This window comes from Streptomyces sp. NRRL B-1347, from assembly GCF_000720325.1.
Classification (GTDB): Bacteria; Actinomycetota; Actinomycetes; order Streptomycetales; family Streptomycetaceae; genus Streptomyces.
This window is the reverse complement of sequence record NZ_JOJM01000013.1, coordinates 44,810-57,760: the sequence shown is the minus strand read 5'-3', so window position 1 is coordinate 57,760 and position 12,951 is coordinate 44,810. Positions and strand designations below refer to the sequence as shown.

Sequence of the window (12,951 nt, the reverse complement as noted above, 5' to 3'; positions counted from 1 at the left end):
ATGTCCGTCCTCGCGATCGACGTCGGCACCACCATGATCAAGTCGGTGGTCTTCGACGGCCAGGGCGGCGAACTCGCCGTGTCGCGGCTCGCGACCGAGGTCCTGCGCCGCCACCCGGGCTGGGCCGAGCAGGACATGGACACCGTGTGGAACGCGGTCGTCTACACCGTGCGCACCGCCCTGTCCGAAGTCGCGGACCCCGTCTGGCTGGTGACGTTCACGGCCCAGGGCGACGGCGCCTGGCTCGTCGACGCGGCGGGGCGGCCCACCGGGCCCGCGATCCTGTGGTCCGACGGCCGCGCGGGCGAACTCCTCACCCGCTGGCAGCGCGAGGGCGTCCTGACGGAGGCCTTCCGCCGCAACGGCTCGCTCACCTGCAGCGGCATGCCGAACGCCGTGTTCGGCTGGCTCGCCGCCCACGACCCGGAGCGCCTGGAGCGCTCCAGCGCGTCCCTTACCGCCGCGGGCTGGCTGTTCCACAAGCTCACCGGCGTCACGGCGGTCGACGAGTCCGACGCGTCCGCGCCGTTCCTCGACCACGCCACCGGCGACTACGACCCGGCCGTCGTGGAGCTCTTCGGACTCACGCCGTACGCGCGGCTGCTGCCCCGGGTCCTCGGCGAGGACGAGCGCATCGCCGAGATAACGGGCGGCGCCGCGGCCCAACTGGGCCTGCCGCCGGGGCTGCCCGTGGTGATGGCCCCGTACGACATCGCGTCCACGGCACGCGGCGTCGGCGTCGTCAACCCCGGCCAGGCGTGCAGCATCCTCGGCACGACCCTGTGCACGGAGATCGTCCGCGAGGACGTCGACACCAGCGGCGAACCGTCCGGCATCACCATCGCCTACCGGGGCCGCGAGCGGGTCCTGCGGGCCTTCCCGACCCTCAACGGCGCCGAGGTGCTCGGCTGGGCCGCCCGCACGCTGGGGCTCGACGGGCCGCCCGAGCTCGCGGACGCGGCCTTCGGCGCCCCGCCCGGCGCCAACGGCGTGCTGTTCCTGCCGTATTTGTCACCCGCGGGGGAGCGGGCGCCGTTCCTCGACCCGCGCGCCCGCGGCTCCTTCTGGGGCCTGTCCCTGGAGCACACCCCCGCCGACCTGGCCCGCTCGGTGTTCGACGGGCTCTCGCTCGTCCTGCGCGACTCGCTCGCGGCCGCGCGCACGACGGTCACCGAGCTGCGCCTGTGCGGCGGCGGGGCCAACAGCGACGCCTGGTGCCGGCTCATCGCCGACGCCACCGGCGTGCCCACCGCCCGCTCCGGCGACACCGAACTCGGCGCCAAGGGCGCCTTCCTCACCGGCCTCGTCCTGACCGGAGCCGAGTCGAGCATGCACAGCGCCGCCGCCAAGTACGTCCGGATGCACACCAGTTGGGAGCCGGACGCGGAGCGCGCCGGGTTCTACGCGGAGCTGTACGAGGAGTTCCTGCGCTGGCGCGGGCTCGCCCGGGACGCCGGCTGGACGGCGCGCACGGCCCGCACCACAGGAGGCACCGGTGTCTGAGCGCGCTCCGCGGGCGGCTACGCCGTCGCCCGACGCCGTCTGGCTGGGCCTCGACCTCGGCACCCAGAGCGCCCGCTGCGTCGCCGTCGACTCCGCGGGCACCGTCCTCGCCGCCGCGTCCCGGCCGCTGACCAGCCACCGCGCAGGGCCGCGCCACGAGCAGGACCCTGAGCAGTGGTGGTCGGCCCTGGCCGCCGCCTGCCGCGAGGCGACCGGCGCCCTCGACGACCCGGCGCGCGTGCGGGGCCTCGCCCTCGACGCCACCTCCGGCACGGTCCTGCTCGCCGACGCGTCCGGCACCCCGCTCACACCGGGCCTGATGTACGACGACGGCCGCGCCGCCGACCAGGCCGTACGCGTGAACGCGGCGGGCGCCGCCGTCTGGGACGCGCTCGGCTACCGCTCCATGCAGCCGTCGTGGGCCCTGCCCAAGCTGCGCTGGCTCCTGGACCACGCGGCGTACCCGGCGGACGCGCGGCTGCTGCACCAGGCCGACCTCGTCACCTGGCGGCTCGCCGGACACCAGGTCGCGAGCGACGCCAGCCACGCCCTGAAGAGCGGCTACCACCTCCTGGAGGAGCGCTGGCCCGCGTCCGTGCTCGCCGAACTCGACGTGCCCGAGCGGCTGCTGCCGGACGTCGTACGGCCCGGGACCGTCATCGGCGCCGTGTGCGCGCGGGCGGCCGCGGCCACCGGCATCCCGGAGGGCACCGCCATCGTCGCCGGAACGACCGACGGCTGCGCCGCACAGCTCGGCGCGGGCGCGCTCACCCCCGGCGCCTGGAACTCCGTGCTCGGTACGACGCTCGTCCTCAAGGGCGTGAGCCCGCACCTGGTCCGCGACCCGGGCGGCGTCGTCTACTGCCACCGCGGGCCCGGCGACACCTGGCTGCCGGGCGGCGCCTCCAGCAGCGGCGCGGGCGTGCTCGCGCGGGAGTTCCCCGGCGCGGACCTGGACCGGCTCACCGAGGCGGCGGCCGCGTGCGACGGCGACGCCGTCACCTACCCCCTGCTGTCGCGCGGCGAACGCTTCCCGTTCCGGGCGGCGGCCGCCGAGCCCTTCACGCTCGGCGAACCCCGCGGCGCGGCCGAGCGCTTCCACGCCTACCTCCTGGGCGTCGCCTGTGTCGAGCGGCTCTGCCTCGACTACCTCGATCTGCTCGGCGCGCCCGTCGACGGGCCGCTCACGCTCACCGGCGGCGGCGCGCGCAACCGCTACTGGAGCACCTTGCGGGCCGATCTGCTCGGCCGCCCCGTGCGCGTGCCCGAGCAGGCTGAGGGCGCCGTCGGCATGGCCGTGCTCGCGGCGACGGCCGACGGCACCTCCGTACGGGACGCGGCCGCGGCCATGGTCAGGCCCGGCGCGGAGATCCTCCCCGACCCCGCGCGCACCGCCCGCCTGCTCCCCGGCTACCTGCGGTTCGTCGACGAACTGCGCGCGCGTGGCTGGCTGCCGCCCGAGGCCGCCGCCCACGCCCGGGCCAGGACCGCCCCGCCCGCACCACCGATGAGGAAAGACCAGTGACCGACGTCATTCTCGTACGCCACGGCGAAACCGTCTGGCACGAAGGCAACCGCTACACGGGCCGCACCGACGTGGCCCTCACGCCGCGCGGCCGGCTCCAGGCCGCCGAACTCGCCGCCTGGGCGGCGCGCGAACACATCGACGCCGTCTACAGCTCGACCCTCTCGCGCGCCCGCCTCACCGCGGCCCCGGCCGCCGAGGCGCTCGGCGTCACCCCGCGTGAGGACGCGCGGCTGCGCGAGGTCGACTTCGGCCGCGGCGAGGGCCTCACGCGCGCCGAGATGCGCGAGCGCTTCCCCGCCGAGCTCGACGCCTTCCTCGACGACCCCGTCGCCCACCACCTGCCGGACGGCGAGGACCCGGTCGCGGCCGTCGCGCGCGCCGGTGCCTGCCTCACGGACATCGCCGCCGAATTCCCCGAAGGGCGCGTCCTGATCGTGGCGCACTCCACGCTCCTGCGCCTGGTCCTGTGCGACCTGCTCGGCATCCCGCTGCGCCAGTACCGGCGCGTCTTCCCGCATGTCGCCAACGGCGCCCTGACCGAACTGCGGCTGAGCGAAGGCCAGTCGGCGCTGCTGCGGTTCAACGCCCCGACGGTGGGCGCCCCGGCCGTCTGACCCGCCTCCCGAACGACTCCCTCGAAAGAAGCCTCCCATGAGCACCACCGTCCTCGCCGCGGGCGACCACTTCGTCCTGCCCCGGCTGCTCACCGAAGAACTGCGCAAGGCCACCGGCGCTGCCGTCGACGTGCGCGAGCTCACCCTGCCCTGGCCGCACACCCCCTTCGGCCCCGTCGGCGAGGTCGTCGAGGCCTCCGGCACCGAGGACGAGCTGATCGAAGCCCTCCAGGGCGTCGAGGTGTGCGTCACGCAGATGGCGCCGCTCACCGAGCGGGTCCTCGCCGCCTGTCCGGACCTGAAGCTGGTGTGCGTCAGCCGAGGCGGTCCCGTCAACGCCAACCTGGAAGCGGCCACCCGGCACGGCGTCGCCGTCTGCTACGCGCCGGGCCGCAACGCCGTCGCCACCGCCGAGCACACCCTGACCCTGCTCCTGGCCGCCGCGCGCGGCGTCGGCGACACGCACGCCGACCTGCGCCGGGGCGTGTGGCGCGGCGACTACTACGACTACGACACCTGCGGCATCGAGATCGAGGGCGCCACCGTCGGTCTCGTCGGGTACGGGGCGATCGGCAGCCGCGTCGCACGCATCCTCGCCGCCATGGGCGCGCACGTCCTGGTCCACGACCCCTACGTGGCCGCGGAGTCGCTCCAGGGCATCGCCGAACCGGTCGGCCTGGACGAGCTGTTGACCCGCTCGCGCATCGTGTCGCTGCACGCGCGCGTCACCGAGGAGACCACCGGCATGATCGGCGCCGCGCAGCTCGCGAGGCTGCCCCGCGGCTCCGTCCTCGTCAACTGCGCCCGCGGCGCCCTCCTCGACTACGACGCCGTCTGCGACGCCCTGGACAGCGGCGCACTCGCCGGTGCCGGGTTCGACGTCTACCCCGAGGAGCCGGTGCCCGCCGACTCGCGGCTCCTGCGCACCCCCGGCATCGTCATGACCCCGCACATCGCGGGCGGCAGCCAGGAAGTGGCCCACAAGGCCGCCCGGATCGTCGCGGCCGAGGTGGGCCGCTATCTGCGCGGCGAGCCGCTGGCGCACCGCGCCAACCCGCCGGCGGTTAACTGAAGGCGGCGATCACGCCAACTCCCAGGCCAGAAGGGTTTTCCGGGGCGGCCGGAGGCCATACTCACTGAGGCTCCGGCCGTTCGCCGTCCCCTCTTTCACTCCACCCCGCCCTTCTCGGGAGGTACCCCATGGCCCTCGTCACCCGTCGCAGAGCCCTGACCGCCCTCGGCGCGGCCGTCGCGGCCACCGTCGCCGCGCCCGGACTCGCCCACGCGGCCGCCCCCGCCCCGGGCACCCGCCCCCTCGCGCACGGCCGCCACCCCCGTACGCGCCCCCTCGCGCAGGCCCACGCGCACAACGACTACGAGCACGCCCGGCCTCTCCTCGACGCCCTCGACCACCGCTTCACCAGCGTCGAGGCCGACATCTTCCTCGTCGGCGGCCAACTCCTCGTCGCCCACGACCCGGCGGACCTCGACCCGAGCCGCACCCTGGAGTCGCTGTACCTGGAGCCGCTCGCGGCCCGCGTCCGCGCCCACCACGGCTCCGTGTACCGCCGCTGGCACGGCCAGTTCCAGCTCCTCATCGACATCAAGACCGAGGGCGCGTCGACGTACCGGGAGCTGGACCGTCAGCTGCGGCCCTACCGGCACCTGTTCACCACGTACGCGCACGGCAAGGTCCGCCGCTCCGCGGTCACCGCCGTGGTCTCCGGCGACCGCGCGGCCCGCCCGGTGATGGAGGCACAGCTGGTGCGCCGCGCCTTCTACGACGGCCGCCTCGCCGACCTCGGCACCGCGGCGCCCGCCTCGTTCGCCCCGCTCATCAGCGACAACTGGTCCCTGAACTTCACCTGGAACGGCGTCGGCCCGATCCCGTCCGCCGAGCGCGCCAAGCTGCGCGGCATCGTCTCCGCCGCCCACGAGCGCGGACAGCGCGTCCGCTTCTGGGCCACGCCCGACCTGCCGGGCCCGGCCCGCGACGCCGTCTGGACCGAACTCCTCGCCGCAGGGGTCGACCACCTCAACACCGATGACCTCGCGGGCCTCCAGACGTTCCTGGACGCGCGCCGGAGGTAACGGCCCCCGCACCGCCGCCCCTTCCGCGCACACCACCCGTCCGGCGGACACGCCACGCACCCGGACAAACCCTCCGCTACGCCACACTTGCCGCCGAAGCCGCGGTGTGTGCGTGGCGGAGGAGGTCCGTGATGGCCATGTCTATTTCGGTGGGGCTGCTGCTCCTGATCATTGCGGTGGTCCTGTTGCGCAGTGGGGGCATGAAGGTCTCGCACGCCGTGGTCTGCGGTCTGCTCGGCTTCTACCTCGCGGGCACGAGCGTGGCGCCGACCATCCACGACGGCCTGACGGCCACGGCGGACATCGTCAGCGGCATCCGGCCGTGACCGCGCGGGAGCCCCGGCCGAGTGATCGTTTCGGCCTCGTGAACAACTCCCGCACACGCATGGACACTTCAAGGGGCCGGTCCTAGCTTCGGCGCATGCGTCGTCTGATCCGTACGACCCCTACGCTCCTGCCCCGTACGCTCGTGGGCCGCGTCCTGGCCCTGGCCCTCGGGGCCACGGCCCTCGCCCTGCCCGCCGCGCACGCGGACGAGATCCCCAAGGCGCCGGGGCACCGGCTCGTCGCCCCGTACACGGGGGAGCCCGCCACCGCCAGGCCCGTCCCCGGGGACCCGCCGCCCCAGCACCCGTACCTCGCCCCGAACGGGCGCAGCGGCATGCACGCCGACGCCGCCGGCAGCGGAACGTACCCGTGGAACGGCCCGCTCGGCCGCGATCCGCAGGTCAGCAGCGAGAAGATGGCCGCGCTCGGCGGCGAGTGCGCCACCGTCACCTTCGACCGCGACGGCCGGATCGTCACCGTGTGCGGCACCTTCTCCGGCTTCCTCGTCAAACTGCTCGACCCGCGCACGCTGCGCACCCTCGCCGAGTACAAGCTGCCGCAGCGCCCCTCCACCGTCGAGGCGATCACCCGGCTCGACTTCTCCAGGATCTTCAAGGACACCTCAGGCGGCGCCTACTCCTACCTCGACGACCAGGACCGCCTCGTGCTCGCCGACTCGCGCCAGCACGTCGTGCGGCTCGCGCACGAGCGCACCGCCGACGGCACCTGGCGCTTCGTCGTCGACAAGGACTGGGACCTGACGGCGCACGTCCCGCACGACTGCGTGAGCTGGACCAACCTCTACCCCAGCGGCGAGTGCGACCCGGTCACCTCCGTGATGCCCGACTGGGAAGGGCGCGTCTGGTGGGTGACCCGGCAGGGCCGCGTCGGCACCGTCGACCCGAAGACCGGCGACGTACGGTCCACGAGGCTGCGCGGCGAGGAGATCCAGAACTCGTTCTCCGTCGCCGACGACGGGGTGTCGATCGTCTCCGACCACGCCCTGTACGGCTTCGAGGCCGCAGCCGACGGCACCCCGAAGGTCACCTGGCGGCAGACCTACGACCGGGGCACGGGCACCAAACCCGGCTCCGTTAACCAGGGGTCCGGCACCACCCCCGACCTGTTCGGCACCGGCGAGAAGTACGTCGCCATCACCGACAACGCCGACGACCGCATGAACGTCCTCGTCTACCGGCGCGGCGCCGACGTCCCCGAGAGCCGCCGCCTGGTCTGCAAGGTCCCGGTCTTCGGGCCGGGCGCGTCCACCACCGACAACTCGCTGATCAGCCACGGCAACAGCCTCGTCGTCGAGAACAACTACGGCTACGAGAACATCACGTCGCTCACCTTCGGCCGCAGCGTCGTCGGCGGCGTCACCCGCGTCGACGTCCGCGCCGACGGCAGCGGCTGCGACACGGTGTGGCGGAGCGAGGAGCGCTCCCCGTCCACCGTGCCGAAGCTGTCCACCAGCAACGGACTGCTGTACCTCTACACCAAGGAACCGAACCGCCTGGGCATCGACGCCTGGTACCTGACGGCCGTCGACTTCCGCACCGGACAGACCCGCTTCAAGCGGCTCGCCGGGACCGGCGTCGCCTACGACAACAACTGGGCACCCGTGACCCTCGGACCCGACGGCACCGCGTACGTGGGCGTCTTCAACGGCCTGGTGGCCGTGCGGGACGCGGGGGAGTGAGGACGCCGATGGAGGCTGGGGGCGCGGGAGGCGCTAGGGGCGGGAGAAGACCCCGATGCCGTTGGGCACCGGGCGCTCCGCGCCGCCGCTCGGATGGTTGCGCACCGACACGGAGGGAGCGCCCGGCTCCCGTGCGGCCAGCGTGCTGGAACCGCCGCCGTCCAGGCTGAAGCCGTCCTCGGCACCCAACTCCCGCAGGGAGGAGGCCACTTCGGCGATGGTCAGGCCGCCCCGGTACTCGGGGGCGCCGTCGAGCGCCAGCAGGAGCAGCCGGCGGCCCCCGTCGTCGATCCCGGCGGCGGTGCGCACGGCGGCCGTCCGGCCGTCCAGGCCCGGCAGCGGCGCCCCGTCGCGAAGCAGCGGATAGCCGCCGAGGACGAAGCGGTACCGGGTGCTCGACACCGAAGGGACGAGCCGGTGCCGGACGTGCGCCGGGTCGCCGACCGCCAGCTTGCGCAGCTGCTGCGCGCCCGCCTCCCGGCCCACGAGTACCGTCGTCCCCGGGGCGATGGCGCCCCGGCCCGGCGCGTCGGCCACGGCCGTGACGCGCCCGTGCCGCACCGTCACCTCGTAGGTGTCCGTGCTGCACGGCGCGCCCCGGTCGGTGTCGGTGCCACAGGTCGACCGCACCCGCGAGGTGACGCCCCAGTCGCTGGTGAACGCGCCCACCGACCCCACCGGCAGCGCGTACTGGTTGAGCCCGCCGAGCGGCAGGCGCGCCTCGCGGGTGCGCACGCTGCCGTCGAGGGTCATGCGGTCCAGGCGCGCCCTGCGGTCGGCGCCCACGCCGATGACGTCCTCGGTGGTGGTGCCGGGCGGCAGGGCCGGGCCGAAGCGCTGGCCGTTCGGGACGGCCGCCTTGAGGGGGTCGCCGTCGGCGATGGCGGGGCCGACGGGCGCCCCTGTCGCCTCCACGCCGGGGTGCTGGGTCTCGGTGATGTTGAAGAAGTCGCCGTTGACCCCGGCGACGGCGCCCTCCCGGTCCGCCATCGCGGACACGGCCTGCCGGGCGCCGACCGCGCCCGGGTACAGCAGCCCCACGCGCACCCGCGGATGGCTCAGGTCGACGTCAAGGACGTGCGCGTGCGCGGTGCCGCGCGGCGTCGGGATGTCGTAGTCCCGGTACTCCACGCCCGGCGCGATCTCGGTGACCGCGCGCGCGGCCCCCGGAACACCACTGGCCGGTGCCGCCCCGAGGAGGGCGGCACCGGCCAGGGTGCCGAGGGCCGTCAGCGCGGCGAGCGCGCCGCGCACCGCTCTGAACCGTCTGCTGCCTTGCCCGCGTCGTGTCACGGATCCCCCTCGGGTCGGCTGGGCCGTCCAACTGTCCCAGCGGTGGGGGGAGTTCACCAGACGGCGGTGACGGAGCGGATGACTACGTGCCCACGAGCCGCGAACGGATGAGGAACCGGACGCCCTCGGGGGCCTCCAGCGAGAAGCCGCTGCCGCGCCCCGGGACGACGTCGACGATGAGACGGGTGTGACTCCACACCTCGTACTGGCTCTTGGACATCCAGAACCGTACCGGCTCCGCCACGTCGTCCACGGCGAGCGACGCGAGGAGCACGTCGGAGTCACCCGTGCGGAACTCCCCCTCCGGGTAGCACATGGGCGCGCTGCCGTCGCAGCAGCCGCCGGACTGATGGAACATCAGCGGGCCGTGGGCCGACCGCAGCCGCCGCACCAGGTCTGCGGCGGCGGGCGTCAGCTCCACGCGCGGGGTGTCAGCCATGACCGGTCGGCCTCCTCCGGGTCGCGGTCGCCGGGCCGTGGTGGCACGGCCCGGCCAGTCAACACCGCGGGAGGTTGCGAGGAGGTTGCAGCCGGGCGCCCGGCGTCACCCCGTGCCCGGGCCGCCGCTGCCGAAGGCGCCGCCGGAGCCCGGCGTCCAGCGCCTCGGCTCCTGGTCGTCACTGGGCCTGCTGCCGACCGTGCCCCCGCCCTTGAGCTGGTGGGGCGTCAGCCGCCCGCCGTCCCGCGGGACCTCGTCGGGTTCCCGCCGCTCCCGGACCTCGCCGACCGGCCCGTCGTCCGGCAGCCGGGGCTGCTCCTCGGGGCGCGGCCGCTCCGGCTCCCTTCTGCGCACCCGGATGCCGAGCCAGACGGCCCACGTCAGCGCCGCGACGACGAGCAGCCCGAGCCCGAAGGCGAGGAAGGCGCTCGCGGATGCCGAGGCCGCGAGCGGGGCATCGCCCGGCGCGGCCAGTGCGTTCAGTCCGCTCTGTGTGGTCATGCGCGCCGGGTACCCGGGAACGCACCGCGTACCCGCGACCCGTCACCGGGTGCGCAGCGCGAACGTGTGCCCGGCCGGGTCGGAGTAGAGCCGCACCTCACGGGTGCCGTTGCGCTGGGTGTCCACCGGCCGGGCGCCGCCCGTGACGGCCGCGCGCTCCGCCGCGTCCATGTCGCCCTCGGCGACGAGCAGTTCCAGATGCGTCTGGTGGGCGTCGTCCGGGCGCGGCCAGCTGGGCGGCGCGAACCCCGTGTCGCGCCGGAAGCCCAGGCGCGCACCGGACGCACCCGTGGTCTCGAACCGGTCGGCCTGCGGGTTGTACGCCACCTCCTCGCCCAGGAGTGCGGCGTAGAACTCGGCCAGTCGCTCGGGCTCGCCGCTGTCGAGCACAAGGATCGCCGTTTCGACCGTGGCCATGGTGCCCCTCGTTTCGCCGTGGGTGATCGGTGGGCGGTGACCGGCGGATCCGGGTTTGCCGGAGGGGCCGCCGGGGGACTCGCAGCCGCGGCTGGGAAGCCACGGGGAGTGAGGAGCCTTGGGCGCGGGGCACGAGCCCGCGCCCAAGGTCCCGGCGGGCCTTCGCCACGGGGCCGTCCGCCGTACGGCCCGCGCGGCTGTCCCCACTCCGCGGACAGCCGCACCCGCATGCTCGCGGGTGCCCTGACAAGCGGGGTGGAAACGTCCAGGGCACCGCCCGACCGCCGCGGCCCGCCGTCACGACTGCCGGGAGCGTTCCCGGGAACCCGGTGTGCGGAAAGGACTTCTGCCGAGGGAAAGCGGAGCTATGGAGATCTCAGGGCTCATCAGTGCGATCGTGATCGGCGCCGTCATCGGGATCCTGGGACGGCTCGTCGTCCCCGGGCGGCAGCGCATCGGCATCCTGTGGACCGTCGTCGTCGGCATCGTCGCCGCCCTCGTCGGCACCGCCATCGCCGCGGGCCTGGACGTCGCCGACACCAAGGGCGTCGACTGGACGGAGTGGCTCATCCAGATCGGGCTCGCCGCGCTGGGCGTGGCGGCCCTCTCGCGGGTCAAGCTGCGGCGCTGACCCGCCCCGGCGCACGCACGGCCGCCGGACCGCCGAGCGGCCGGTCGGCCCGGCGCCGACTATCCTGGGCGGTGCGGCCGCCCCGTACGCGGGTGACGGCCGTACGGCGGTGGGGCCCGCCGTACCCCAACCGCGGTGACGACGCCGCCAACGGTCCCTGCTTGTGAGGAAACGCGCCCGCACACTCCCGGGCGGCGCACGAGTGGGAGACGCACACCCGAATGACAGCACCGCGCGACCGGGCCGCCGGGCCCGAACCCATCGACCCGGACATCGAGGGCATCGCCGTCCCCGCGCCCGCCGGAGGCCCGGGACCGGCTCAAGCGCAGGGCCCGGTGCTCGCCGCGGTGGCGGCGGGCGGCGCCGCGGGCGCCGCGGCCCGCTACGGCGCCGCCCTGCTGTGGCCCACCGCGACGGCCGCCTTCCCCTGGACCACCCTGGCGGTGAACGCGCTCGGCTGCGCGGTGATCGGCGTGTTCATGGTGCTCGTCACGGAGGCGTGGCACGCCCACCGGCTGGTGCGGCCCTTCTTCGGCACGGGCGTCCTCGGCGGCTTCACCACGTTCTCCACGTACGCCGTCGACATCCAGCGGCTGATCGGGGACGGCCACGCCCGCACCGCGCTCGCCTGTCTGGCCCTGACCCCGCTGGCGGCCCTCGCCGCGGTGTGGACGGCGGCGTCGACGACCCGCCGCGCGCTCTCCCGGAGGCGGCGGTGAACTGGCTGCTCGTGCTCACCGGAGCCGCCGTCGGCGCGCCCCTGCGCTATCTGACGGACCGGGCCGTCCAGGCCCGCCACGACTCCGTCTTCCCGTGGGGCACCTTCACGGTCAACGTCGTCGGCTGTCTGGTCCTGGGCGTCCTCACCGGAGCCGTCACCTACGGCGCCGCGTCGGACTCCGTCCAACTGCTCGTCGGCACCGGCCTGTGCGGGGCCCTGACCACGTACTCCACCTTCTCGTACGAGACGCTGCGCCTGGCCGAGACCGGCGCGCGGTTCCTCGCCGCGGCCAACGCGGTGGCGAGCGTGGCGGCGGGTCTCGGCGCCGCGGTCACCGGCGCGGCGCTCGCGCGGGCGGTCTGGGGCTGACGCCCGCGGCGCCGGGGGCGGGGCGCCCCCCTGTGAGCCGCCCCGCCCGTGGCCGGTGTCAGCAGGTACGGCCCACGTAGTGGGCGCCCTGGATCTTGTCGGCGGAGCCGAGCCAGGTCTTGCCGGGGGCGACGCACCGCTCGTAGTCCGGGGCCAGGGCGACCCTGACCTGGATCACCACGCGGGAGCCGTCCGACGTGCAGTGCCGGTAGTAGGCGTCGGAACTGGTCTCGAAGAACCCGCACGGGTCGGCGGCCACCGGGCTCGCGGTGGCGGTCACCACCCCGAACGAGGTCAGCGCGAGAGCGGCCGAACCGAGGGCACCGATCACCTTGCGACGGATACGCACCAGAGAACTCCTAGGTCAGAAGAGCCGGGGGAAAACGAAGGAAGACGACGCGAAACGCGCGACGGGAACCGAGGATCGCCGCCGTGCCCCGCGCCGGACGGCGGAACGCGGTGCGTCTCACCTGGCGGATCGTTTCCTCCTGGGCCGTTCGAGTGATCGTTGAGGGAACGTCACCGCCCGTAAGGATCAGGCCATTCGGTGGCCGACGTCACAACTCACCGGCCTGGCGCGGCCCGTGGGGGCGGGCCTACGATGCGTGTGCTTCGGCTGTGAAGGAAAAGTGCAGCCGAGGGCACACATAGACAACTGAATGCGTACGCGACTGGGGAAAGCCGGTGAGACTCCGGCACTGACCTGCAACCGTGTGCGGCACGCTTCGGCGTGACCGCGAGTCGGGCTGCCCACCGCCGTACGTGCACTGCTTCTCACTGTCATGGTCTGCAGCGTGGAGCCCAGAGCCCGTCACCGG

At 74.5% G+C, this 12,951-nt stretch carries 15 protein-coding genes and 1 riboswitch; of the genes, 10 read left to right on the top strand and 5 right to left on the bottom strand.

Features of this window, described 5'->3' with window-relative positions:
* The 7 genes from IG74_RS0114175 (at window position 1) to IG74_RS0114145 (ending at window position 7,762) form a co-directional block, all read left to right on the top strand.
* Window positions 1-1,503 carry an FGGY-family carbohydrate kinase gene (locus IG74_RS0114175; RefSeq protein ID WP_030675431.1) on the top strand — a complete coding sequence of 501 codons (1,503 nt, stop codon included), beginning with the start codon at window positions 1-3 and terminating at the stop codon, window positions 1,501-1,503.
* Complete coding sequence (locus IG74_RS0114170; RefSeq protein ID WP_030675429.1) at window positions 1,496-3,028, top strand: FGGY-family carbohydrate kinase; 1,533 nt, start codon at window positions 1,496-1,498, stop codon at window positions 3,026-3,028. The genes IG74_RS0114175 and IG74_RS0114170 overlap by 8 nt, the downstream gene beginning before the upstream one ends.
* On the top strand, window positions 3,025-3,645 hold the full coding sequence (locus IG74_RS0114165; protein WP_030675427.1) for a histidine phosphatase family protein: 621 nt from the start codon (window positions 3,025-3,027) through the stop codon (window positions 3,643-3,645). Before IG74_RS0114170 ends, IG74_RS0114165 begins: the two co-directional genes overlap by 4 nt.
* Before the next feature lie 37 nt (window positions 3,646-3,682).
* A complete protein-coding gene (locus IG74_RS0114160; RefSeq protein ID WP_030675424.1) occupies window positions 3,683-4,717 on the top strand; it encodes a 2-hydroxyacid dehydrogenase in 1,035 nt (344 codons plus the stop codon).
* A gap of 128 nt (window positions 4,718-4,845) precedes the next feature.
* Window positions 4,846-5,736, top strand: a complete 891-nt coding sequence (locus IG74_RS0114155) for a phosphatidylinositol-specific phospholipase C/glycerophosphodiester phosphodiesterase family protein (RefSeq protein WP_030675410.1) — start codon at window positions 4,846-4,848, stop codon at window positions 5,734-5,736.
* 131 nt (window positions 5,737-5,867) lie between these two features.
* Window positions 5,868-6,062, top strand: a complete 195-nt coding sequence (locus IG74_RS0114150; RefSeq protein WP_030675408.1) for a hypothetical protein — start codon at window positions 5,868-5,870, stop codon at window positions 6,060-6,062.
* 95 nt (window positions 6,063-6,157) lie between these two features.
* The gene (locus IG74_RS0114145) at window positions 6,158-7,762 is read left to right on the top strand and encodes a hypothetical protein (RefSeq protein ID WP_051854886.1); all 1,605 of its coding nucleotides are present in this window, start codon (window positions 6,158-6,160) and stop codon (window positions 7,760-7,762) included.
* A 33-nt stretch (window positions 7,763-7,795) separates the two neighbouring features.
* Here the strand turns inward: IG74_RS0114145 and IG74_RS0114140 are convergent, their stop codons facing one another.
* The 4 genes from IG74_RS0114140 to IG74_RS0114125 all read right to left on the bottom strand — a co-directional run bounded on the left by IG74_RS0114140 (window position 7,796) and on the right by IG74_RS0114125 (window position 10,412).
* Window positions 7,796-9,055, bottom strand: a complete 1,260-nt coding sequence (locus IG74_RS0114140; protein WP_030675401.1) for a phosphodiester glycosidase family protein — start codon at window positions 9,053-9,055, stop codon at window positions 7,796-7,798.
* A gap of 82 nt (window positions 9,056-9,137) precedes the next feature.
* Window positions 9,138-9,494, bottom strand: coding sequence for a DUF779 domain-containing protein (locus IG74_RS0114135; RefSeq protein WP_030675398.1), 357 nt, complete (start codon window positions 9,492-9,494; stop codon window positions 9,138-9,140).
* A 105-nt stretch (window positions 9,495-9,599) separates the two neighbouring features.
* Window positions 9,600-9,995, bottom strand: a complete 396-nt coding sequence (locus tag IG74_RS0114130) for a DUF6479 family protein (protein WP_030675395.1) — start codon at window positions 9,993-9,995, stop codon at window positions 9,600-9,602.
* A gap of 42 nt (window positions 9,996-10,037) precedes the next feature.
* The gene (locus IG74_RS0114125; RefSeq protein ID WP_030675393.1) at window positions 10,038-10,412 is read right to left on the bottom strand and encodes a VOC family protein; all 375 of its coding nucleotides are present in this window, start codon (window positions 10,410-10,412) and stop codon (window positions 10,038-10,040) included.
* Between the two features lie 367 nt (window positions 10,413-10,779).
* On the opposite strand from IG74_RS0114125, the gene IG74_RS0114120 reads away from it, so the two are divergent.
* The 3 genes from IG74_RS0114120 to crcB all read left to right on the top strand — a co-directional run bounded on the left by IG74_RS0114120 (window position 10,780) and on the right by crcB (window position 12,133).
* On the top strand, window positions 10,780-11,043 hold the full coding sequence (locus IG74_RS0114120) for a GlsB/YeaQ/YmgE family stress response membrane protein (RefSeq protein ID WP_030675390.1): 264 nt from the start codon (window positions 10,780-10,782) through the stop codon (window positions 11,041-11,043).
* A 221-nt stretch (window positions 11,044-11,264) separates the two neighbouring features.
* On the top strand, window positions 11,265-11,762 hold the full coding sequence (locus IG74_RS0114115; RefSeq protein WP_030675387.1) for a fluoride efflux transporter FluC: 498 nt from the start codon (window positions 11,265-11,267) through the stop codon (window positions 11,760-11,762).
* On the top strand, window positions 11,759-12,133 hold the full coding sequence (gene crcB, locus IG74_RS0114110) for a fluoride efflux transporter CrcB (RefSeq protein ID WP_030675384.1): 375 nt from the start codon (window positions 11,759-11,761) through the stop codon (window positions 12,131-12,133). The genes IG74_RS0114115 and crcB overlap by 4 nt, the downstream gene beginning before the upstream one ends.
* A 58-nt stretch (window positions 12,134-12,191) precedes the next feature.
* Here crcB and IG74_RS0114105 read toward each other — a convergent pair whose 3' ends face one another.
* Window positions 12,192-12,464 (bottom strand): DUF6355 family natural product biosynthesis protein, encoded by a 273-nt coding sequence (locus IG74_RS0114105; protein WP_199818834.1) that lies wholly within the window; start codon window positions 12,462-12,464, stop codon window positions 12,192-12,194.
* A gap of 291 nt (window positions 12,465-12,755) precedes the next feature.
* A riboswitch (cobalamin riboswitch) is annotated at window positions 12,756-12,902 on the top strand.
* Window positions 12,903-12,951 lie beyond the last annotated feature (49 nt).

Coding starts and splice junctions, on each gene's coding strand:
- IG74_RS0114175 (WP_030675431.1), top strand. CDS start 1: ATGTCCGTCCTCGCGATCGACGTCGGCACCACCATGATCAAGTCGGTG.
- IG74_RS0114160 (WP_030675424.1), top strand. CDS start 3,683: ATGAGCACCACCGTCCTCGCCGCGGGCGACCACTTCGTCCTGCCCCGG.
- IG74_RS0114155 (WP_030675410.1), top strand. CDS start 4,846: ATGGCCCTCGTCACCCGTCGCAGAGCCCTGACCGCCCTCGGCGCGGCC.
- IG74_RS0114150 (WP_030675408.1), top strand. CDS start 5,868: ATGGCCATGTCTATTTCGGTGGGGCTGCTGCTCCTGATCATTGCGGTG.
- IG74_RS0114145 (WP_051854886.1), top strand. CDS start 6,158: ATGCGTCGTCTGATCCGTACGACCCCTACGCTCCTGCCCCGTACGCTC.
- IG74_RS0114135 (WP_030675398.1), bottom strand. CDS start 9,494: ATGGCTGACACCCCGCGCGTGGAGCTGACGCCCGCCGCCGCAGACCTG.
- IG74_RS0114130 (WP_030675395.1), bottom strand. CDS start 9,995: ATGACCACACAGAGCGGACTGAACGCACTGGCCGCGCCGGGCGATGCC.
- IG74_RS0114125 (WP_030675393.1), bottom strand. CDS start 10,412: ATGGCCACGGTCGAAACGGCGATCCTTGTGCTCGACAGCGGCGAGCCC.
- IG74_RS0114120 (WP_030675390.1), top strand. CDS start 10,780: ATGGAGATCTCAGGGCTCATCAGTGCGATCGTGATCGGCGCCGTCATC.
- IG74_RS0114115 (WP_030675387.1), top strand. CDS start 11,265: ATGACAGCACCGCGCGACCGGGCCGCCGGGCCCGAACCCATCGACCCG.